The organism is Salinicola tamaricis (assembly GCF_003006155.1).
GTDB lineage: Bacteria > Pseudomonadota > Gammaproteobacteria > Pseudomonadales > Halomonadaceae > Salinicola > Salinicola tamaricis.
This window is the reverse complement of record NZ_CP023559.1, coordinates 1,198,389-1,218,773: the sequence shown is the minus strand read 5'-3', so window position 1 is coordinate 1,218,773 and position 20,385 is coordinate 1,198,389. Positions and strand designations below refer to the sequence as shown.

Here is a 20,385-nt window from a genome sequence, read left to right as displayed (position 1 = left end):
TGCCGCGGAATCTGCAGCAGCAGCGGGGCGAGTTCGCGGATTGGCGCTTCGGTACCGGCTTCGATCGCGAAATCGAGCTTGGCGGCGAAGCGGGCGGCACGCAGCATGCGTACGGGTCCTCGCGATAGCGCGTCTCGGGGTCGCCGATCAGGCGCAGGAGGCGCCGCTCGAGATCGGCGATACCGCCGTCCAGTCGTAGATGCTGAAGTCGCTGACGCTGTAGAGGGCGTTGACGGTGAAGTCGCGGCGGATGGCGTCCTCTTCCACGCTGCCCCAGACGTTGTCACGCAGCAGCAGCCCCTGGTCGGACTGCTGGCTGACGTTGCCGTCATCGCCGTCGCCGTGACTGCCGCGGAAGGTGGTGACCTCGATGATTTCGCGGCCGAAGCGCACGTGAACGATGCGAAAGCGCCGGCCGATGATACGCGAGTTGCGAAACAGCTGGCGCACCTCGTCGGGGGTGGCGCTGGTGGCAACGTCGAAATCCTTGGGCTGCGGCCGAGCAGGGAGTCCGGATGCAGCCGCCCACCAGATAGGCGTCGTAGCCGGCGCCGTTGAGCCGGTAGAGCACCTTGAGGGCGTTTTCACTCAGGTTCTTGCGCGACACGCTGTGCTCGTCGCGGGGGAGCACGACCTGTTGCAGGACCGGTTCGGCGGCGTCGGCGCGGGCGGACTCGGGGCCGAAGAGCTCTTCAACGTTCACCGGGACGTTGTAGAAAGCGGGAAAATCCTTTGAACATGCGGCGAAGTCGACTCGCGAGATAGCAAAGCCCAGTGTAGCGGAGCCCCGCAGGCTTGCATAGCGAAGCCCTGGCCTCCTGTCCAGCCTCATATCCGTCCTCCTGGCCTGCCGGGGCGGATTGTCGAGATGAATTACTGGGGATGAATCGCTGGGGTGAACTGTCAGGAAAGATCGTTGATGCGCCTTTCCGAAATGGGGCATCGGGGCCGATGGCCTGGCCATGAGAGGCGAATGCCGATGGCCACGGGGGAGCCGTGCAGGTGAATGCGCCCTGTCAGGCGGTGAGCACTCGGTGGCGGCAGCGATCGGCGGGCATGTTCCCGCGGCTGCGTACCGGCAGGGTCGCGCACGGCGACACCGGCGCACAGCAAAAAGGGGAGGCCATCGGCCTCCCCTCTTAAGCATTTTCTGCAACGTCCATGCCGCTTCTTTTTGTTCGTGATGGCGCATCGCCTTGAATACGCAACACAGTCACCGAGCGGGGGCGTCATCGATGCGGGGCATCGCGATACCACGGGTGGCGACCACCTCGTATTCAAAACAATAATCCAACCACGACAGGCAATGCCTTTTCCCGAGTGTTGTCGTTGTATCGGGAAGTCTTCGGGTTACGGGGCGCGTTGTTGTTATTGCCCGGCCTACCGAAGAACGTCGCGTCCTGGTTGCATGCATGACTCGAGGGCGTTGTCGTTGTTATCCCTCTGGCTGCCTGGAAGCCGTTGTCGTTGTTAGGGTTCCGGCGGCAGCGAGTCGTTCGAGTCGACGCCTGAGTTGTCGTTGTTGGCGTCAGTGCTGTCTTCCTGTCGCGATTGTTATTGTTGGTGCGACCGGTGAATGTCGTTTGTTCTTCTTGTTCTATGTGAGTGCACTGGGCGTGCCATCCCCTGGTTTTTTCTTTTTGGTCAATGGGTTGGCTCGTTGCTTACGGCCAGCTCTTGATCTTGTCGGCCCGCATACCTGAGAGGGGTGGTTCAAAACGGGGCAAAAAATGCCCTCGATGCTTGTTCTTGGTGCACAACCCCTCCTGCAATGGCGACAAGGGTGACGCAAAATGACATGAATTGCGCTTAGACCATGGTCGTCAGTCGAAGGGGGTAGACGTGCGTACCGCCATTGTTCACGTCAGATCGCGATAGGCACGGGGTGTCAGCGCGAGTGGGGACCAAGCATCCACCGCCCACGCCAGTTGGGTGGCGACCGGGGCCTGATGCAACGCCGCAGGGGGGCGCTGGTCGAGCAGCGTGAGCGCCCGGTGGAGCAGCGGACGCACGGTGGCGTCATCCAGTGGCAGTGGTGGCGCCAGATTCTGCTTGGAGAGTTTCTGCCCGTCGTCGCCGCGAATCAGCGGCAGGTGCAGATAACGCGGCTCGGGATAGTCCAGCGCCTGCTGCAGTTGGCGCTGCCACGGGGTGTTGTCGAGCAGGTCATAGCCGCGCACCACGTCGGTGATGCCCTGGGCGGCGTCGTCGACCACCACCGCCAGCTGATAGGCCCACAGGCCATCCTTGCGCTTGACCACCACGTCGCCTTGGGTGGTCGGGTCGAGCCGCTGGGTGCCGAACAGCCGGTCCTGCCAGATCACCGGATTGGGGCCGATGTCGGTGCGCAGGCGCCACGCCTGGGGGCGCTCGGGATGGCGCGGGCCCTCGCGGCACCAGCCGGGGTAGTGGCCGAGGTGCTGCCACTCCTTGCGCGAGCAGCCGCAGGGATAGACCCGGGCGGTAGTGGCCAGGTGGTCGAGCGCGGCCTGGTAGGCGTCGTCGCGCTGGTGCTGAAAGCACACTTCGCCGTCCCAAGTGAGACCGAAGACCTCCAACTGGCGCTGAATGGTCGCCGCGGCCTGGGGCGGGCAGCGCGGTGGGTCGATGTCTTCGATGCGCAGCAGCCAGCGCCCGCCGGCGGCGCGCGCGTCGAGCCAGCTGCCCAGGGCGGCGACCAGTGACCCCAGATGCAGCGGGCCGGAGGGCGTGGGGGCGAAACGACCGACGTAGGGCATCGTCTCTCCAGGGGGTAGGGGAAAGTAGGCATGATGGGAAGCGCAAGCCGCAGTGAAAAACAAAACGGGCACCCGTCGGTGCCCGTCTGCTGCTGGCCCAGGCGATCCATGGACCGCCGAGCTAAGGAATCACTGCATAAATGCCTACACAAGCGAATAGCTGCGTTACGCGGTACTAGAAAGCTCGCCTAACCCCAAGTTATGTCTCGCTTTCTGCGTTCCGGGCGCCTTGCTCTTCATCTTGCTCGGCGATTTATTCAGCGTTTCCCTAATTGGCGCGATCAGCCGCCGAGCTGTTTCTCTTTCAGCTCCGCCAGCGTCTTGCAGTCGACGCACAGGGTGGCGGTGGGGCGAGCCTCGAGGCGACGGATGCCGATCTCGACGCCGCACGCTTCACAGAAGCCGTAATCATCTTCGTCGATCTTGTCGATCGTTTCGTTGATCTTCTTGAGCAGTTTACGCTCGCGGTCACGCGTTCTCAGCTCGAGGCTGAAGCCCTCTTCCTGCGTCGCCCGGTCGGCGGGATCGGCGAAGTTGTTCGCCTCTTCCTGCAGGTGGCGCACGGTGCGATCGACCTCTTCCATAAGATCCTGTTTCCAGCCCAGCAGGATCTCACGGAAGTGCGCAAGCTGCTTTTCGTTCATGTACTCTTCACCCGGTGCCGGCTGGTACGGGGTGAATGCCTTGGGCGCTTCCGTTTTCTTTTCTGCTACTGGCATGGGGCTGCCTCGTTACACAAGTGTCGTGACGCGTGTGATTCGGTCGAGAATCGACCATGGGCAGCATCAGCCGCCGCCCGAAGCCATGCTTGTTTAGCGAAAAAGTTACCGCATTGCAACTAAAGCCGCGCTTTATTTTTGGTCACCGCGACGCTGCGACCGGTATATCGCCGTGAGCTGCGGCGGCCCCATCCAAACGGGGCGGTGCGTGGTCTCGGCCGCTGCTGCCGGTGTCCGGCCCGCAGAGTGCCCCGGCGAGAGGAGTCGATAGAAGATGCATTGGAGCGATCGCCTGGCGGCGGTAGCGCCGTTTCGCGTCATGCGCCTGCTGGAGGCGGCCCAGGCCCGCGAGGCCGCCGGTCACGACGTCATTCATCTGGAGATCGGCGAGCCCGATTTCCCCCCCCCCGCGGCGGTGGTCGCGGCGGGCCAGGAGGCGCTGGCGGCGGGCCACACACGCTATACACCGGCGTGCGGCCTGCCGGCGCTGCGTGAGGCGATCGCCGGTCACTATCAGCGCTGCCACGGGGTGGCACTCGATCCGCGTCGGGTGATCGTCACCCCCGGCGCTTCCGGGGCGCTGCTGCTGGCCAGTCAACTGCTGGTGCAGCGCGGTGACCGGGTGCTGATGGCGGATCCCACCTATCCCTGCAATCGTCACTTCATGGCGCTGGCTGAGGCCGCGGTGGACTGTGTGCCCGTGGGCCCGGAGAGCGGCTGGCAGCTCGATGCCGCACTGCTCGCCCAGCACTGGCAGCCCTGCACGCGGCTGGCGATGCTGGCGACCCCTTCCAACCCCACCGGCCACATGCTGTCGGCGTCGCAGCTGTCGGCCGTGGCGCAGACGGTGGCGGCCCGTGACGGGGCGCTGCTGGTCGACGAGATCTATCAGGGGCTGTGCTACGGGGTCGATCCGGTCTCCGCGGTGAGCGCGGCGCCGGAGGCGTTCGTGGTCAACAGCTTCTCCAAGTTCTTCGGTATGACTGGCTGGCGGCTGGGCTGGCTGGTGGCCCCCGAGGCCGCGCTGGAGCCGCTGTCACGGCTGGCCCAGAATGTCTTCCTGGCGCCACCGACGCTCTCCCAGCACGCCGCGCTGGCGGCCTTCTCGCCAGCCTGCCTGGACCAGCTGGAAGCGCGCCGCGCCGAGCTGCAGGTGCGCCGCGATGCGTTGCTCGCTGGGCTGGCTCGGTTAGGTCTGGCGCCGGCGCAGCCGCCCCAAGGCGCGTTCTATGTGTGGCTCGACGTCTCCGCCCACACCGATGACAGCGAGGCGTTCTGCCGCGCACTGCTCGACGAGGAGAACGTAGCGATCACCCCGGGTACCGATTTTGCTGTGCGCGGTGGGGGCCACCATGTGCGGATCGCCTTCACCACCGGTGTGGCGCGGCTGGAGGAGGCGGTCGCGCGTCTCGAACGCTTTCTGGCCCGGCGGGGACGCGGATGAGCCTGCGCCAGGACCCGTCCCGGATCGAGCTGGTGCCCGGCACGCTGCTGCGCCGCTACAAGCGCTTTCTGGCCGATGTGCGACTCGATGACGGCCGCGAGGTGGTGGCGCACTGCCCCAATACCGGTTCGATGCGCGCGGTGAATGTGCCTGGCTGCCGGGTGTGGCTATCGCCGAGTACCAATCCGGCGCGCAAGCTGGCCTGGACCTGGGAGCTGATCGAGCTGCCGGACGGCCAGGGCGGGATCGACTGGGTCTCGGTACACACCGGGCGGGCCAATGCGCTGGTGGCGGCGGCACTGCGGGCCGGATGCGTGGCCCCGCTGGCGCACTTCGCGCGCTTGACGCCGGAGGTGAAGGTCGAGGGGGCGCGACTCGATTTCCGCCTCGACCTGGCCTCCGGCGACGCATGCTACGTCGAGGTCAAGCAGGTCACACTGAAGGAGCGTGACGGCCACGGTTACTTTCCCGATGCGGTCAGTGAGCGCGGCCGGCGCCATCTCGATGCGCTGGCCACACTCTCCGCCGCGGGCCAGCGCAGCGTGCTGCTGTTCTGCGTGGCGCATACCGGCATCCAGGATGTGGCGCCGGCGGCGCATCTCGACCCCGCCTACGCCGCGCGGCTACGCGAGGTGGCTGCGCAGGGGGTCGAGGTGCTGGCCTATGGCTGCGAGCTGCACCAGGCCGACGGCCGGCCGCTGGGCATGCGGCTGGCGCGCCGGCTGGCAGTGGATCTCGAGCGTCGACTCCCGCCGTCGGACGACTGAGACCGAGCGAGCGCTGGCTAGCGGCCGCGACAGACCCGGAAGATCGCCGTTTCGCCGAACAGATTGGGCCAGCGTCGCGAGGTCCAGTGGGGCTGGTGATCGGCGCTGCCTACCGCTTCGTCGGCGATGCGCACGCCCTTTTCACGGCACAGGTTGGCGAAGTCGCGGAAGGTCGACAGGTGGATGTTGGGGGTGTCGTACCAGGCGTGGGGCAGCGAGCGCGACACCGGCATGCGGCCACGCAGGCTCAGGTGCAGGCGGTGCTTCCAGAAGGCGAAGTTGGGGAAGGCGATGATGCACTCCGGGGCGACTCGCAGCATCTCGACCAGCATGCTGTCCGGTCGCCGCAGGGCCTGCAGCGCCTGGGTCATCACCACCACGTCGAAGGCGTCGTCGTCGAAATTGCCGAGGCCGTCGTCGAGATTTTGCTCGATCACGTTGACCCCACGGCGCAGGCAGGCGGCGAGCCCTGCAGGGTCGATCTCCAGCCCGTAGCCGGTGACGCCCTTGCGCTGTCCCAGGGTGTCCAGCAGGGTGCCGTCGCCGCAGCCGAGGTCGAGAATGCGGGCGCCGGCGGGTACCCAGTCATAGATCAGTTCGAGATCGGCGCGCATCAGCGACTCTCCCCACGAATATCGGCATGAACCCGCTGCATGAAGCTGCCGAACACCGCCTGATAGTGGTCGTTGGGCAGCAGGAAGGCGTCGTGCCCGTGGGGCGAGTCGACGTTGACGTAGCTCACCGACTTGCCCGCGCGCAGCAGGGCGTCGACCAGCTCGCGCGAGCGCGCCGGCGCGAAGCGCCAGTCGGTGGTGAAGCTGATCACCAGATAGGGGCAGGCGACCGGTGCCAGCGCCGCGGCGAGATCGCCGTCGTGCTGGCCGGCGGGGTCGAAGTAGTCCAGCGCCTTGGTCATCAGCAGGTAGGTGTTGGCGTCGAAGCGGGTCGAGAAGGTGTCGCCCTGGTGGCGCAGATAAGATTCGACCTGGAACTCGACGTCGTAGCCGAAGTTGAGCTGGTCGCTGCGCAGATCGCGGCCGAAGCGCGAGCCCATCGAGTGCTCCGAGAGATAGGTGATGTGGCCGATCATGCGCGCCAGCTTCAGCCCCAGCTTGGGGATCGCCTCGCGTTCGGCGTACCAGCCGTCGAAGAAGTCGGGGTCGGAACGGATCGCCTGGCGCGCGACTTCGTTGAAGGCGATGTTCTGGGCCGAGAGGCGCGGCGTGGCGGCGATCACCACCGCGTTGGCGACCCGCTCGGGATAGGCGATCGTCCACTGCAGCGCCTGCATGCCGCCGAGGCTGCCGCCGACCACCGCGGCGAAGCGGCTGATGCCAAGATGGTCGGCCAGGCGCGCCTGACTATGCACCCAGTCGGCCACGGTGAGTACCGGGAAGGTCGGCCCCCATAGGCGCCCGGTCTCGGGATTGACGCTGCCCGGCCCGGTGCTGCCGTGGCAGCCGCCGAGGTTGTTGAGCGAGACGACGAAGAAGCGGTCGGTGTCGATTACCTTGCCGGGGCCGATATAGGCATCCCACCAGCCCGGTTTGCGCTCGTCGGCGTCATGATAGCCGGCGGCGTGGTGGTGGCCGGAAGCGCATGGCAGATGAGCACGGCGTTGCTGCGCTCGGCGTTGAGCGTGCCGTAGGTCTCGTAGACCAGCTCGAAGCGCGCCAGCGTCTTGCCGCAGGCGAGCGGCAGCGGCGTGTCGAAGGTCGCGGTCTGGGGCTGACCAGGCCGACCGAGTCGGGCGGGAAGGAAGCGGACATGAAACGCAGAGGTCTCCAGAATCAGCAGGGCAGACGACCGCCCCGGGCACAGCGTGCGACCGGGGCGGTGGCGGCGTTCAGAATCCGACCAGGGCGCCCGGCAGGCCGGCGGCGCGGGCCAGTGCGCCGACCAGCAGGCTGTCGAGTAGGTTGATGGCGATGAAGACCACGATCGGCGACAGGTCGATCATGCCCAGCGGTGGGATGACCCGGCGCACCGGTGCCATGATCGGCTCGACGATCTGCATCACCAGCAGCGCGCCGGGGTGGCTCGCGCGCGGGGCCACCCAGCTCAGGATGATCATGATGATCAGGGCGAAGAAGTAGATCTTCAGAATGGCGTTGAGCACCCCGGCGATGGACGCGAGCAGGATGCCCTGCAGCGGCGGCATGCCGAAGCCGGCGAACTGGAAGATGGCGATGATCACGATCGCCTTGAGCAGAAAGCCGGCGAACAGGGTGGCGATGTCGATACGGCCGAGTGGGCGCAGGAACTTCTGCAGTGGCGCCACCACCGGCTGGGTCGCCTTGACGATCCCCTGGCTCATGGGGTTGTAGTAGTCCGCCTGCGAGAACTGCAGCAAGAAGCGCAGCATGAGGACGAAAGGTAGATGCTGGCGAGGCTGTTGACCAGCATCAGACCGGCGCTTCCGAGATGACTGCCCATCGAATGATCTCCTAGTGATTCGGCAACTTCAGTTCTGGCTCAGTTCGCGTGACAGCTCGCGGGCGCGCTCTGCGGCGGCCTCGGCGGCGGTGGCCACGATGCTTGCGAGCTCGGCATCCTGGAAGCTCTGGATGGCGCGCTCGGTGGTGCCGTTGGGCGAGGTGACGCGGCGGCGCAGCTCGGCTGGTTCGAACTCGCTCTCCCGCGCCATCTTGGCCGCGCCATAGACCGTCTGCAGCGCCAGCCGGCGGGCGCTCTCCGGCGCCAGTCCCAGCGCGATGCCGGCGGCTTCCAGCGACTCCATGAACAGGAAGCAGTAGGCCGGACCGCTGCCGGAGACGGCGGTCACGGCGTCGATCTGCGCTTCCTCCTCGACCCACTCGACCAGTCCCACCGACCCCAGTAGTTCGCTCGCCAGGCTGCGCTGGGCAGCGTCGACGCGGACATTGGCGTAGAGGCCGCTGGCGCCGGCGCCGACCAGTGACGGGGTGTTGGGCATGCAGCGTATCACGGCCAGCTCGCCGCCCAGCCACTGCTCCAGCGTGGCCGCCTCGAGCCCGGCGGCCACCGACACGATCAGCGGGCGGCGCGCCTGTACCGCTTCACGCAGCGACAGACACAGCTCACGCATCATCTGCGGCTTGACCGCCAGCACCACCACGTCGGCCGTGGCGACAGCGGCGAGATTGTCGCGGGTGGTGTGGATTGGGTACTGCGCGGCGATGGCGTCGAGGCGCTCCTGGCTGCGCGAGGTGGCCGTGATGGCGGCGGCCGGATAGCCGCTGTCGAGCATGCCGCCGAAGATGGCACTGGCCATGTTGCCGGCACCGATGAAGGTGATGTGGCTGGCCGGGGATGAGTCGGTCATGACGAAATCCTGTATCGCAGCGAAGAAAAGGGTGGCCTCACGACCGGGCGCCGGCGGGAGGGCGGCTGCCGAAGAGCGCGGTGCCCAGGCGGACCAGCGTGGCACCCTCGGCGACGGCGGGCTCGAGGTCACCGCTCATGCCCATCGACAGGGTATCCAGCGGCGCCTCGGGGAAACGCCTGCGCAGCGCCTCGAAGGCTTCGCGCACGGCGCGGAAGGCCTCGCGCTGGCGGGCCGGGTCGTCGCTCGGCGCCGGTAGCGCCATCAAGCCGCGCAGGCGCAGATTGGGCAGCGCCAGCAGCGCCTCCGCCAGGGCCGGTAGTGCTTCGGCGTCGACGCCGGCCTTGCTCGCCTCGCCGCTGACATTGAGCTGCAGGCAGACATTGAGCGGCGCGAGGGTCGGCGGGCGTTGATCCGACAGCCGGCGCGCGATCTTCTCGCGCTCGACACTGTGGACCCAGGCGAAGTGCTCGGCGACGTCGCGGGTCTTGTTCGATTGCAGGGCGCCGATGAAATGCCACTCGATATCGTCCAGCGCGGCCAGTTGGGCCTGCTTCTCCAGCGCCTCCTGCAGATAGTTCTCGCCGAACGCGCGTTGACCGGCGTCATAGGCCTGACGCAGCATGGCAGCAGACTTGGTCTTGCTGACGGCCAGGATGCGGGCGGCCTCGGGGGGGCGTCCTGCGGCCTGCAGCGCGGCCTGCAGGCGCTGGTTGGCCGTGTGAAGGGACTGGGGCACCGACGCTTCTGGCATACTAGACAGCGACCTTCTGCAGGGGATCGTATAAAAGCCCATGGATATTACCGAACTGCTGGCGTTTTCGGCAAAGCAAGACGCCTCGGACCTGCACCTCTCGGCGGGCCTGCCGCCGATGATTCGTGTCGATGGCGACATGCGGCGTCTCAATGTACCGGCGCTCGACGACAGCCAAGTCAGACGGCTTATCTATGATGTGATGAACGATCACCAGCGGCGTGACTTCGAGGCCGACCTGGAAACCGATTTCTCGTTCGAGGTGAACGCAGTGGCCCGTTTCAGGGTCAATGTCTTCACCCAGGGGCGCGGTGCCGGCGCGGTGTTCCGGATCATTCCCAGTCTGGTGCGTTCGCTCGAAGAACTCGATCTGGGCGACGTGTTCCGGCGCCTGGCGATGCTGCCGCGGGGCCTGGTGCTGGTCACCGGCCCGACCGGCTCGGGCAAGAGCACCACGCTGGCGGCGATGATCGACTACATCAATAGTCACCGCCAGGAGCATATCCTCACCATCGAGGATCCGATCGAGTTCGTCCACCAGAGCAAGCGCTGCCTGATCAACCAGCGCGAGGTGCACCGTGATACCAAGGGTTTCGCGCCGGCGCTGCGTTCCGCCCTGCGCGAGGACCCGGACGTGATCCTGGTGGGTGAGCTGCGCGATCTGGAGACGGTGCGTCTGGCATTGACCGCTGCCGAGACTGGGCACCTGGTCTTCGCCACCCTCCACACCACATCGGCGGCCAAGACCATCGATCGTATCATCGATGTGTTCCCCGGTGACGAGAAGGGCATGGTGCGCTCGATGCTGTCGGAGTCTCTGCAGGGGGTGATCTCGCAGACGCTGCTCAAGCGTGCCGGCGAGGGCGGCGGTCGTGTCGCCGCGCATGAGATCCTTCTCGGCAATTCGGCGATCCGCAATTTGATCCGCGAGGGCAAGGTGGCGCAGATGTACTCGGCGATTCAGACCGGCGGCAATCTGGGCATGCAGACTCTGGATGCCGCGCTCGCCCGCCTGATCGCCGATGGCGTGGTCTCGCGTCAGGAGGCACAGGCCAAGTCCCGCTCGGGATTCGAGAGTTAGCGAGTGTCCACTGATACCGCGGCCCGATGAACGGGCCACGCACGATAGGTCCTCGGGCCGTCGTAGCCGTTTTTTTGTCCAGGACTCGTCATGACGCCGTACCAATGGTTTGAACAACTACTCGATATCATGATCGCCAAGCAGGCTTCCGACCTGCTGATCTCCACCGGTGCACCACCGTGTCTCAAGCTCGACGGCAAGCTGGTCGCGCTGGGTGATGTGCCGCTGCGCTCCGAGCAGGTGCGCGAGCTGGTCTCAACCACGTTGCCGCAGGGGAGTCGTGAGGATTTCGAGCGCGAGCGCGAGGCCAATTTCGCGCTCAGCCTGAGTGGCAAGGGGCGTTTTCGCGTCAGCGCCTTCTTCCAGCGCAGCCAGCAGGCGATGGTGGTGCGCCGCATCGCCTATGACATCCCAGCGCTCGAAAGCCTGGGACTGCCCGAGGCGGTCGCCACGCTGCCGACCATCCGACGCGGTCTGGTGCTGGTGGTCGGGGGCACCGGTAGCGGTAAGTCGACCACCCTGGCGTCGATGATCCAGCACCGTAATCGCACCAGCGGCGGGCATATCATCTGCATCGAAGACCCGATCGAGTACATGCATCCGCATCAGCGCGGGATCATCAATCAGCGCGAGGTGGGCATCGACACCGAGTCCTACGAGATCGGCCTGAAGAATGCGCTGCGCCAGGCGCCGGACGTGATCGTGATCGGCGAGATCCGCAGCCGCGACACCATGGAGCTGGCGCTCGCCTTCGCCGAAACCGGGCATCTGTGTCTCGCCACGCTCCACGCCAATAACGCCGACCAGGCGGTGGAGCGGATACTCAATCTGTTCCCGTCCGAGCGCCACGATCAGGTATGGATGGATCTGTCGCTCAACCTGCGTGCAGTCGTGGCCCAGCAGCTGCTGCCGCGGTGCGATGGCGAGGGGCGCTGTCTGGCCACCGAAGTCATGCTGCAGTCGCCGCTGATCAGCGAGCTGATCCGGCGTGGCGAGATCAGTGAACTCAAGCCGCTGATCCGGCGCTCGCGGGAGCTGGGCATGCAGACCTTCGATCAGTCGCTGTACGCCCTCTATAGCCAGGGGCTGATCGATGAGCGCGTCGCCCTATCGCACGCCGACTCCGCCAATGATCTGCGCATGCTGATCAAGTATGGCGAGGCTGGCGCCTCGGGCGAGGTCGGCGGCGACACTGGCGAAGGCCGATTCACCCTGGCCGACGACGACTGAGCCTCCGCCGGCCGCGGCTCAACGGCGCCTCGGAGTCATGCTACTATTGCCGCCTTTCAAGACCGATAGCGTTTGGAGTGGAGACGGATACGATGAGCGAGGTCGCCGAGGCGCTGGCACTGATCAAGCGGGGCACGCAGGAAATCCTGGTCGAGGAGGAGCTGGTCAAGAAGCTCGAGTCGGGCCGCAAGTTGCGTATCAAGGCTGGATTCGACCCCACGGCACCCGACTTGCACCTGGGACACAGCGTGCTGCTGACCAAGATGCGTCAGTTCCAGGACCTGGGCCACGAAGTGATATTCCTCATCGGAGACTTCACCGGGCGTATCGGCGACCCCACCGGCAAGAACGTCACCCGCAAGCCGCTCACCGAGGAAGAGGTCAAAGCCAACGCCCAGACCTACCGTGAGCAGGTGTTCAAGATTCTCGATCCGGCCAAGACCGAAGTTCGCTTCAACGCCGAGTGGTTCGGTCAGATGTCGGCGGCTGACATGATCGAACTCGCCGCTCAGAGTACCGTGGCGCGCATGCTCGAGCGCGACGACTTCGAGAAGCGCTACCGTGCCGGTCAATCGATCTCGATCCACGAGTTTCTCTATCCCCTGGTCCAGGGCTACGATTCGGTCGCCCTCGAGGCGGACGTCGAGCTCGGCGGTACCGATCAGAAGTTCAATCTGCTGATGGGACGCGAGATTCAGAAGCACTTCGGTCGCGAGCCGCAGGTGGTCATCACCATGCCGCTGCTCGAAGGGCTGGATGGCGTCAATAAGATGTCCAAGTCGCTCAACAACTATGTCGGCGTGGACGATGCCCCCGGGGTGATGTTCAACAAGCTGGTGTCGATGCCCGACAGCCTGATGTGGCGCTACTTCGAACTGCTGTCGCTGAAATCCAACGACGAAATCGAGGCGATTCGCCGCGACATCGAGCAGGGGGCCAATCCGCGCGACATCAAGATGACCCTAGCGCGTGAACTGATCGCCCGCTATCACGGCGACGAGGCAGCGGCCAATGCCCACCGTTCCGCCGGCAACCAGCTGGCGGACGGCGAGCTGCCCGAAGACCTGCCCGAGGTCGAGGTAAGTTTCGACGGTGCAGCGGAGGCCCCGATCGCCGCTGTGCTCAACCGCGCCGACCTGGCCACCAACAGCGCCCAGGCCAAGGATATGCTCAAGAATGGCCGGGTGAAGGTCGATGGCGAGGTGGTTGCGCCGAGTGCCCTGCTGGCCACCGGCAAGAGCTATGTCATTCAGGCCGGCAAGAAGCGCTACGCCCGCGTCATTCTCGGCTGATCATCTTCGCTGCATCTCTGTAACGCCCGCTCCTTGCGGGCGTTATGCGTTTCTGAAGATGGGTCCCGGACCGCTCGGTCAACTTTTTCGACATTTCCCCTTGCCAAGGCCGAGGGAGATCCGTAAAGTACGCATCCGCTGACGCCGAGACAGGTTCTCGGGTTGGTGGAGAAGCTAGCTAAGCTGTTGAAAAGATTGAAAAAATCGATTGACAGCTAGCGATGAGGAAAGCAGAATACGCCCCTCGCTTTTTCAGGATCGGTTCTCCAGCAGCAACGGAAGCCGGGCAAGCGTCGACAAGAAAGACGTTGACATCTTCGCCAAGATCCTTAAAATACGCCTCTCCTTACGGCGACCCAGAAAGCAAGCGCTGACAAGCACTTGAGTCACTTTTGGGTCACGGCAGAAGGCTCGGTGCTCTGCGTGAGACGAGACTTCAAGTAAGGACGCTCTTTAACAATCGATCAGGTAATTGATGTGGGCGCTTGTCTTGCGTGACGCCAGTCACAGCATATCAAGGCAAGCGACTCGTCTAAGATTCGTTTGACCTTGAACCAAGTTTGGTCCGCTTCGCTTCTGATGCTTTCGGGCAGAGAAGAGGTAAGGACTATCAGACTTTAACTGAAGAGTTTGATCATGGCTCAGATTGAACGCTGGCGGCAGGCCTAACACATGCAAGTCGAGCGGCAGCACGGGGAGCTTGCTCCCTGGTGGCGAGCGGCGGACGGGTGAGTAATGCATAGGAATCTGCCCGGTAGTGGGGGATAACCTGGGGAAACCCAGGCTAATACCGCATACGTCCTACGGGAGAAAGCAGGGGCTCTTCGGACCTTGCGCTATCGGATGAGCCTATGTCGGATTAGCTGGTTGGTGAGGTAATGGCTCACCAAGGCGACGATCCGTAGCTGGTCTGAGAGGATGATCAGCCACACTGGGACTGAGACACGGCCCAGACTCCTACGGGAGGCAGCAGTGGGGAATATTGGACAATGGGCGCAAGCCTGATCCAGCCATGCCGCGTGTGTGAAGAAGGCCCTCGGGTTGTAAAGCACTTTCAGCGAGGAAGAAGGCTTGGCGGCTAATATCCGTCAAGAAGGACATCACTCGCAGAAGAAGCACCGGCTAACTCCGTGCCAGCAGCCGCGGTAATACGGAGGGTGCGAGCGTTAATCGGAATTACTGGGCGTAAAGCGCGCGTAGGTGGTTTGGCACGCCGGTTGTGAAAGCCCCGGGCTCAACCTGGGAACGGCATCCGGAACGGCCAGACTAGAGTGCAGGAGAGGAAGGTAGAATTCCCGGTGTAGCGGTGAAATGCGTAGAGATCGGGAGGAATACCAGTGGCGAAGGCGGCCTTCTGGCCTGACACTGACACTGAGGTGCGAAAGCGTGGGTAGCAAACAGGATTAGATACCCTGGTAGTCCACGCCGTAAACGATGTCGACTAGCCGTTGGGACCTTTAAGGACTTAGTGGCGCAGTTAACGCGATAAGTCGACCGCCTGGGGAGTACGGCCGCAAGGTTAAAACTCAAATGAATTGACGGGGGCCCGCACAAGCGGTGGAGCATGTGGTTTAATTCGATGCAACGCGAAGAACCTTACCTACCCTTGACATCCAGAGAACTTGGCAGAGATGCCTTGGTGCCTTCGGGAACTCTGAGACAGGTGCTGCATGGCTGTCGTCAGCTCGTGTTGTGAAATGTTGGGTTAAGTCCCGTAACGAGCGCAACCCTTGTCCTTATTTGCCAGCACGTAATGGTGGGAACTCTAAGGAGACTGCCGGTGACAAACCGGAGGAAGGTGGGGACGACGTCAAGTCATCATGGCCCTTACGGGTAGGGCTACACACGTGCTACAATGGCCGGTACAAAGGGTTGCGAGACCGCGAGGTGGAGCGAATCCCAGAAAGCCGGCCTCAGTCCGGATCGGAGTCTGCAACTCGACTCCGTGAAGTCGGAATCGCTAGTAATCGTGAATCAGAATGTCACGGTGAATACGTTCCCGGGCCTTGTACACACCGCCCGTCACACCATGGGAGTGGACTGCACCAGAAGTGGTTAGCTTAACCTTCGGGGGAGCGATCACCACGGTGTGGTTCATGACTGGGGTGAAGTCGTAACAAGGTAGCCGTAGGGGAACCTGCGGCTGGATCACCTCCTTAAACGATTAGCGGATCGCGAGATAAGCGCTCACAATCAATTACCTGATCGACCAAGAGCAATGACTGTTTGGGTCTGTAGCTCAGTTGGTTAGAGCGCACCCCTGATAAGGGTGAGGTCGGCCGTTCAAATCGGCCCAGACCCACCAAATTTACGCCATGACCGCGTTGTTTCCCAGTTCGCATAGCAGGCTATGCGTCACCGTGAAACGCCTTGTCATGACGAAAATTATCCAGATAGCTGGATTGTCTGGGGCCATAGCTCAGCTGGGAGAGCGCCTGCCTTGCACGCAGGAGGTCAGCGGTTCGATCCCGCTTGGCTCCACCAAATCTTTCCCATGCTGCGTTGAAAGCCGACTCACATAGCGAACTATGCGTCGCCGACCTTCGCCTTGCCTGGAAAAGATTGATCGAAAAACAGTCACCGAGTTCTAAGCCATCCGCTTCGTCGCGACAACCGCGACCGAGTCGATCGCTTAGAGCTTCTGCTCTAAACGCTCTTTAACAATGTGGATCATGCTGACAGTTCTTCACCATTCGTAGTTGGAATGGCGAAGAGCGAAAAGTGATACGTCTCAAGCGTATCCGGCAATTGTCGTTGTGATCGCGCGACCAGACTCCTTCGGGTTATATGGTCAAGCGATTAAGCGCACACGGTGGATGCCTAGGCAGCCAGAGGCGATGAAGGACGTTGTAGCCTGCGAAAAGGCTCGGTGAGGTGGCAAACAACCTGTGACCCGGGCATGTCCGAATGGGGAAACCCACCCAGCATAAGCTGGGTATCCCACACTGAATCCATAGGTGTTGGGAAGCGAACCGGGGGAACTGAAACATCTAAGTACCCCGAGGAAAAAATCAACCGAGATTCCCCCAGTAGCGGCGAGCGAACGGGGAGTAGCCCTTAAGCATGTGACTGGTTAGACAAACGGTCTGGAAAGGCCGGCCATAGTGGGTGATAGCCCCGTCGTCGAAAACCTGAACATGTGAAATCGAGTAGGTCGGGGCACGTGAAACCTTGACTGAACATGGGGGGACCATCCTCCAAGGCTAAATACTCCTGGCTGACCGATAGTGAACCAGTACCGTGAGGGAAAGGCGAAAAGAACCCCGGAGAGGGGAGTGAAATAGATCCTGAAACCGTGTGCGTACAAGCAGTGGGAGCCGACTTGTTCGGTGACCGCGTACCTTTTGTATAATGGGTCAGCGACTTATATTCAGTGGCGAGCTTAACCGTATAGGGGAGGCGTAGAGAAATCGAGTCTTAACTGGGCGACCAGTCGCTGGATATAGACCCGAAACCGGGCGATCTATCCATGGCCAGGGTGAAGGTCAGGTAACACTGACTGGAGGCCCGAACCGGGATCTGTTGAAAAAGATTCGGATGAGCTGTGGATCGGAGTGAAAGGCTAATCAAGCTCGGAGATAGCTGGTTCTCCTCGAAAGCTATTTAGGTAGCGCCTCACGTATTACCGCCGGGGGTAGAGCACTGTTTCGGCTAGGGGCCCATCCCGGGTTACCAACCCGAGGCAAACTCCGAATACCGGTGAGTAGAGCGTGGGAGACACACGGCGGGTGCTAACGTCCGTCGTGAAAAGGGAAACAACCCAGACCGTCAGCTAAGGCCCCCAAATTCTGGTTAAGTGGGAAACGATGTGGGAAGGCATAGACAGCTAGGAGGTTGGCTTAGAAGCAGCCATCCTTTAAAGAAAGCGTAATAGCTCACTAGTCGAGTCGGCCTGCGCGGAAGATGTAACGGGGCTCAAACCAGATGCCGAAGCTACGGGTTCATCCTCAGGATGAGCGGTAGAGGAGCGTCGTGTAAGCCTGCGAAGGTGTGTTGAGAAGCATGCTGGAGGTATCACGAGTGCGAATGCTGACATGAGTAACGACAAGGGGAGTGAAAACCTCCCCCGCCGGAAGACCAAGGGTTTCTGTTCTACGTCAATCGGAGCAGAGTGAGTCGGCCCCTAAGGCGAGGCTGAAAAGCGTAGTCGATGGGAAACGGGTCAATATTCCCGTACCGGATGTGATTGCGATGGGGGGACGAAGAAGGCTAGGTGAGCCAGGCGTTGGTTGTCCTGGTGAAAGTCAGTAGGCTGAGAGCTTAGGCAAATCCGGGCTCTCAAGGCCGAGAGACGAGACGAACGGACTACGGTCCGGAAGTCATCGATGCCACGCTTCCAGGAAAAGCCTCTAAGCTTCAGATCACATGCGACCGTACCCCAAACCGACACAGGTGGTCAGGGTGAGAATCCCAAGGCGCTTGAGAGAACTCGGGTGAAGGAACTAGGCAAAATGGCACCGTAACTTCGGGAGAAGGTGCGCCGGCGTAGCGTGAAGAGACTCGCTCTCCTAGCGTGAACCGGTCGAAGATACCAGGTGGCTGCAACTGTTTATTAAAAACACAGCACTCTGCTAACGCGTAAGCGGACGTATAGGGTGTGACGCCTGCCCGGTGCCGGAAGGTTAATTGATGGTGTTAGCGCAAGCGAAGCTCCTGATCGAAGCCCCGGTAAACGGCGGCCGTAACTATAACGGTCCTAAGGTAGCGAAATTCCTTGTCGGGTAAGTTCCGACCTGCACGAATGGCGTAATGATGGCCACGCTGTCTCCACCCGAGACTCAGTGAAATTGAAATCGCAGTGAAGATGCTGTGTACCCGCGGCTAGACGGAAAGACCCCGTGAACCTTACTATAGCTCACACTGGACGCTGATGTTGCTTGTGTAGGATAGCTGGGAGGCTTGGAAACCGTGACGCCAGTTGCGGTGGAGCCAACCTTGAAATACCAGCCTGGCATCATTGGCGTTCTAACTTCGCACCGTGATCCGGTGTAAGGACAGTGTGTGGTGGGTAGTTTGACTGGGGCGGTCTCCTCCGAAAGCGTAACGGAGGAGCACGAAGGTACCCTCAGCACGGTTGGAAATCGTGCATTGAGTGCAAGAGCATAAGGGTGCTTAACTGCGAGACAGACACGTCGAGCAGGTACGAAAGTAGGTTCTAGTGATCCGGTGGTTCTGTATGGAAGGGCCATCGCTCAACGGATAAAAGGTACTCCGGGGATAACAGGCTGATACCGCCCAAGAGTTCACATCGACGGCGGTGTTTGGCACCTCGATGTCGGCTCATCACATCCTGGGGCTGAAGTCGGTCCCAAGGGTATGGCTGTTCGCCATTTAAAGTGGTACGCGAGCTGGGTTTAGAACGTCGTGAGACAGTTCGGTCCCTATCTGCCGTGGGCGTTGGAGATTTGAGAAGTGCTGCTCCTAGTACGAGAGGACCGGAGTGGACGCACCTCTGGTGTTCCGGTTGTCACGCCAGTGGCACTGCCGGGTAGCTATGTGCGGACGGATAACCGCTGAAGGCATCTAAGCGGGAAGCCCCCTTCAAGATGAGATCTCCCTGAGACTTCGAGTCTCCTAAAGGGTCCAGCAAGACGAGCTGGTTGATAGGCACGGTGTGGAAGCGCTGCAAGGCGTTGAGCTAACGTGTACTAATGCCCCGTGAGGCTTGACCATATAACCCCAAGGGGTCTGGGTACTCCAGACCGGGGTCGCGCGATCGCATCGCGACAATGGCCGGATAGGCAAGAGACGTATCATCAGCATGATCCAGATTGGTCGATGTGAAGCTGGCGCGTGAAAGCGTGTCACAGGTTCATGTCGACGTCAGTTTTGCCTGACGACCATAGCGAGTGGGAACCACCTGATTCCATGCCGAACTCAGAAGTGAAACCGCTTAGCGCCGATGGTAGTGTGGGGTCTCCCCATGTGAGAGTAGGTCATCGTCAGGCACCTATACCGAACCCCAGTCTCGAAAGAGACTGGGGTTCACTCGTTTCTGGGCCTGATACTCTTTCCAGGCCTTCCTTCCCTGCGTATCAAGTATTGCGCGCGTCATTGCCGCGCCATGCACTTTGACTGCAAACGCCGGTTGCTGCCGGTGGGCAGAATGGGGCCTCGGGGGAAAGGCTCGCGAGGGCGCTGTAAACCCCTCCCTGGGCGCTACCTTTGCCATCCGTGGCAAAGGACCCTCGCGCCGCCTTGCCCCCAGGCGCCCCTTATCTGCAGGCCGTTATCAGTGGGTCATTGACGCTTATCCCCAACCTGTTGTTCGGCGAGTACCTGCGACTGCCTGTGGATAGTTGCCGTTTTACGGGCTTGGTTCCCGCATCGACGCGCTCGATAGTCACCTTCGGTGTATTCGATTAGCCCGCTAACAGTAGTGCCCCCATACTGTCACCAACGGTTGAGGCCAAGACCCAACCCTCGAACCGATAGACCCGACAGTCACTGGAGGTTCCCCATGAAAACCCGTCTTCTTACCGCCATCGCCCTGATCGTCGCTCTGCCGGCCGTGGCCCAGGCCAATAGCGCCGCCGAGAAAGCTGCCTTCGCCGCGCTGCAACAGCCGCTGAATACCCAGGTGGTCAGCGACTACCAGACGTTGCCGACTCGCTACAGCGTCGATACGGTCAGTGGTGGCTACAGCACCGCGGCCAACCAGGCGCTGGTTCAGGTCGCCGAGCAGACCCAGCGCGGTACCCACCTGCGTGCCGGTAACGCCGACCTGGTCGGCCAGGGTCAGAGCGTCGCTGCCGCCCAGGCGCTGCAGAACGTCAACGCCAGCGGCCGGGGCAATGTCGACGTGAGCTTCGCCAGTCTCGACTGAGGACCGCTGAGCCCCGGCACGAGTCGCGCACGTGCCTCTCTCAGAAGTCATCTCGCAAACAAGGCGCCACGGACAGAAGACGTCCCTCTCAAGAGGCGCTTCTCGCAAAATGCCCACAGACGCGAGCGCCAGACCCTACACCTCCACTTCCCCGGCCCGCCCCCGCGCCGGGGCTTTTTGTGTGTATGGGATCGGTGGGGCGGGTGAGGGTATAAGAGCAGGCTGCGGCA

12 protein-coding genes, 2 tRNA genes, 3 rRNA genes and 2 pseudogenes are annotated in these 20,385 nt (G+C 62.5%); 11 read left to right on the top strand and 8 right to left on the bottom strand.

Features of this window, described 5'->3' with window-relative positions; translation table 11 throughout:
- Positions 1 to 147 precede the first annotated feature (147 nt).
- The 3 genes from CN538_RS25990 to dksA form a co-directional block, all read right to left on the bottom strand.
- Positions 148 to 588: a hypothetical protein gene (locus tag CN538_RS25990; protein ID WP_422917546.1), complete on the bottom strand. Its 441-nt coding sequence runs from the start codon at positions 586 to 588 to the stop codon at positions 148 to 150.
- A gap of 1,271 nt (positions 589 to 1,859) precedes the next feature.
- Positions 1,860 to 2,738 (bottom strand): tRNA glutamyl-Q(34) synthetase GluQRS, encoded by an 879-nt coding sequence (gene gluQRS, locus CN538_RS05670; protein WP_106418819.1) that lies wholly within the window; start codon positions 2,736 to 2,738, stop codon positions 1,860 to 1,862.
- 281 nt (positions 2,739 to 3,019) lie between these two features.
- Positions 3,020 to 3,457 carry an RNA polymerase-binding protein DksA gene (gene dksA / locus CN538_RS05665; RefSeq protein ID WP_035476187.1) on the bottom strand — a complete coding sequence of 146 codons (438 nt, stop codon included), beginning with the start codon at positions 3,455 to 3,457 and terminating at the stop codon, positions 3,020 to 3,022.
- 274 nt (positions 3,458 to 3,731) lie between these two features.
- Here dksA and CN538_RS05660 point away from each other — a divergent pair, with 274 nt between their 5' ends.
- Positions 3,732 to 4,901 carry an aminotransferase class I/II-fold pyridoxal phosphate-dependent enzyme gene (locus CN538_RS05660; protein WP_106418818.1) on the top strand — a complete coding sequence of 390 codons (1,170 nt, stop codon included), beginning with the start codon at positions 3,732 to 3,734 and terminating at the stop codon, positions 4,899 to 4,901.
- Positions 4,898 to 5,668 carry a DNA/RNA nuclease SfsA gene (sfsA, locus tag CN538_RS05655; protein WP_106418817.1) on the top strand — a complete coding sequence of 257 codons (771 nt, stop codon included), beginning with the start codon at positions 4,898 to 4,900 and terminating at the stop codon, positions 5,666 to 5,668. Before CN538_RS05660 ends, sfsA begins: the two co-directional genes overlap by 4 nt.
- Before the next feature lie 17 nt (positions 5,669 to 5,685).
- On the opposite strand, the gene metW is transcribed toward sfsA, so the two are convergent.
- The 5 genes and pseudogenes from metW to CN538_RS05630 form a co-directional block, all read right to left on the bottom strand.
- Positions 5,686 to 6,282, bottom strand: a complete 597-nt coding sequence (gene metW, locus CN538_RS05650) for a methionine biosynthesis protein MetW (protein WP_035476190.1) — start codon at positions 6,280 to 6,282, stop codon at positions 5,686 to 5,688.
- Positions 6,282 to 7,437 (bottom strand): annotated as a pseudogene (gene metX, locus CN538_RS05645) (homoserine O-succinyltransferase MetX). The gene metW and the pseudogene metX overlap by 1 nt, the downstream one beginning before the upstream one ends.
- Before the next feature lie 77 nt (positions 7,438 to 7,514).
- A pseudogene (locus CN538_RS05640) lies at positions 7,515 to 8,104 on the bottom strand (YggT family protein).
- A 28-nt stretch (positions 8,105 to 8,132) separates the two neighbouring features.
- A complete protein-coding gene (gene proC / locus CN538_RS05635) occupies positions 8,133 to 8,972 on the bottom strand; it encodes a pyrroline-5-carboxylate reductase (RefSeq protein WP_106418816.1) in 840 nt (279 codons plus the stop codon).
- Between the two features lie 37 nt (positions 8,973 to 9,009).
- Entirely contained in the window at positions 9,010 to 9,726 is a 717-nt protein-coding gene (locus CN538_RS05630) for a YggS family pyridoxal phosphate-dependent enzyme (RefSeq protein WP_106418815.1), read from the bottom strand.
- A 40-nt stretch (positions 9,727 to 9,766) separates the two neighbouring features.
- On the opposite strand from CN538_RS05630, the gene CN538_RS05625 reads away from it, so the two are divergent.
- The 9 genes from CN538_RS05625 to CN538_RS05585 all read left to right on the top strand — a co-directional run bounded on the left by CN538_RS05625 (position 9,767) and on the right by CN538_RS05585 (position 20,155).
- Positions 9,767 to 10,807 (top strand): type IV pilus twitching motility protein PilT, encoded by a 1,041-nt coding sequence (locus tag CN538_RS05625; RefSeq protein ID WP_106418814.1) that lies wholly within the window; start codon positions 9,767 to 9,769, stop codon positions 10,805 to 10,807.
- Between the two features lie 90 nt (positions 10,808 to 10,897).
- Positions 10,898 to 12,037 carry a PilT/PilU family type 4a pilus ATPase gene (locus CN538_RS05620; protein ID WP_106418813.1) on the top strand — a complete coding sequence of 380 codons (1,140 nt, stop codon included), beginning with the start codon at positions 10,898 to 10,900 and terminating at the stop codon, positions 12,035 to 12,037.
- A gap of 92 nt (positions 12,038 to 12,129) precedes the next feature.
- Entirely contained in the window at positions 12,130 to 13,329 is a 1,200-nt protein-coding gene (tyrS, locus tag CN538_RS05615) for a tyrosine--tRNA ligase (protein WP_106418812.1), read from the top strand.
- 618 nt (positions 13,330 to 13,947) lie between these two features.
- Positions 13,948 to 15,488, top strand: a 16S ribosomal RNA gene (locus CN538_RS05610).
- A 69-nt stretch (positions 15,489 to 15,557) separates the two neighbouring features.
- Positions 15,558 to 15,634, top strand: a tRNA-Ile gene (locus tag CN538_RS05605).
- Positions 15,635 to 15,737: 103 nt separating this feature from the next.
- Positions 15,738 to 15,813 (top strand) — tRNA-Ala (locus CN538_RS05600).
- 305 nt (positions 15,814 to 16,118) lie between these two features.
- Positions 16,119 to 19,002 (top strand): 23S ribosomal RNA (locus tag CN538_RS05595).
- A gap of 159 nt (positions 19,003 to 19,161) precedes the next feature.
- Positions 19,162 to 19,277, top strand: a 5S ribosomal RNA gene (gene rrf, locus CN538_RS05590).
- The 16S, 23S and 5S rRNA genes sit together here with 2 tRNA genes alongside, the layout of an rRNA operon.
- A gap of 512 nt (positions 19,278 to 19,789) precedes the next feature.
- The gene (locus CN538_RS05585) at positions 19,790 to 20,155 is read left to right on the top strand and encodes a hypothetical protein (RefSeq protein WP_106418811.1); all 366 of its coding nucleotides are present in this window, start codon (positions 19,790 to 19,792) and stop codon (positions 20,153 to 20,155) included.
- The last annotated feature ends 230 nt before the right edge of the window (positions 20,156 to 20,385 follow it).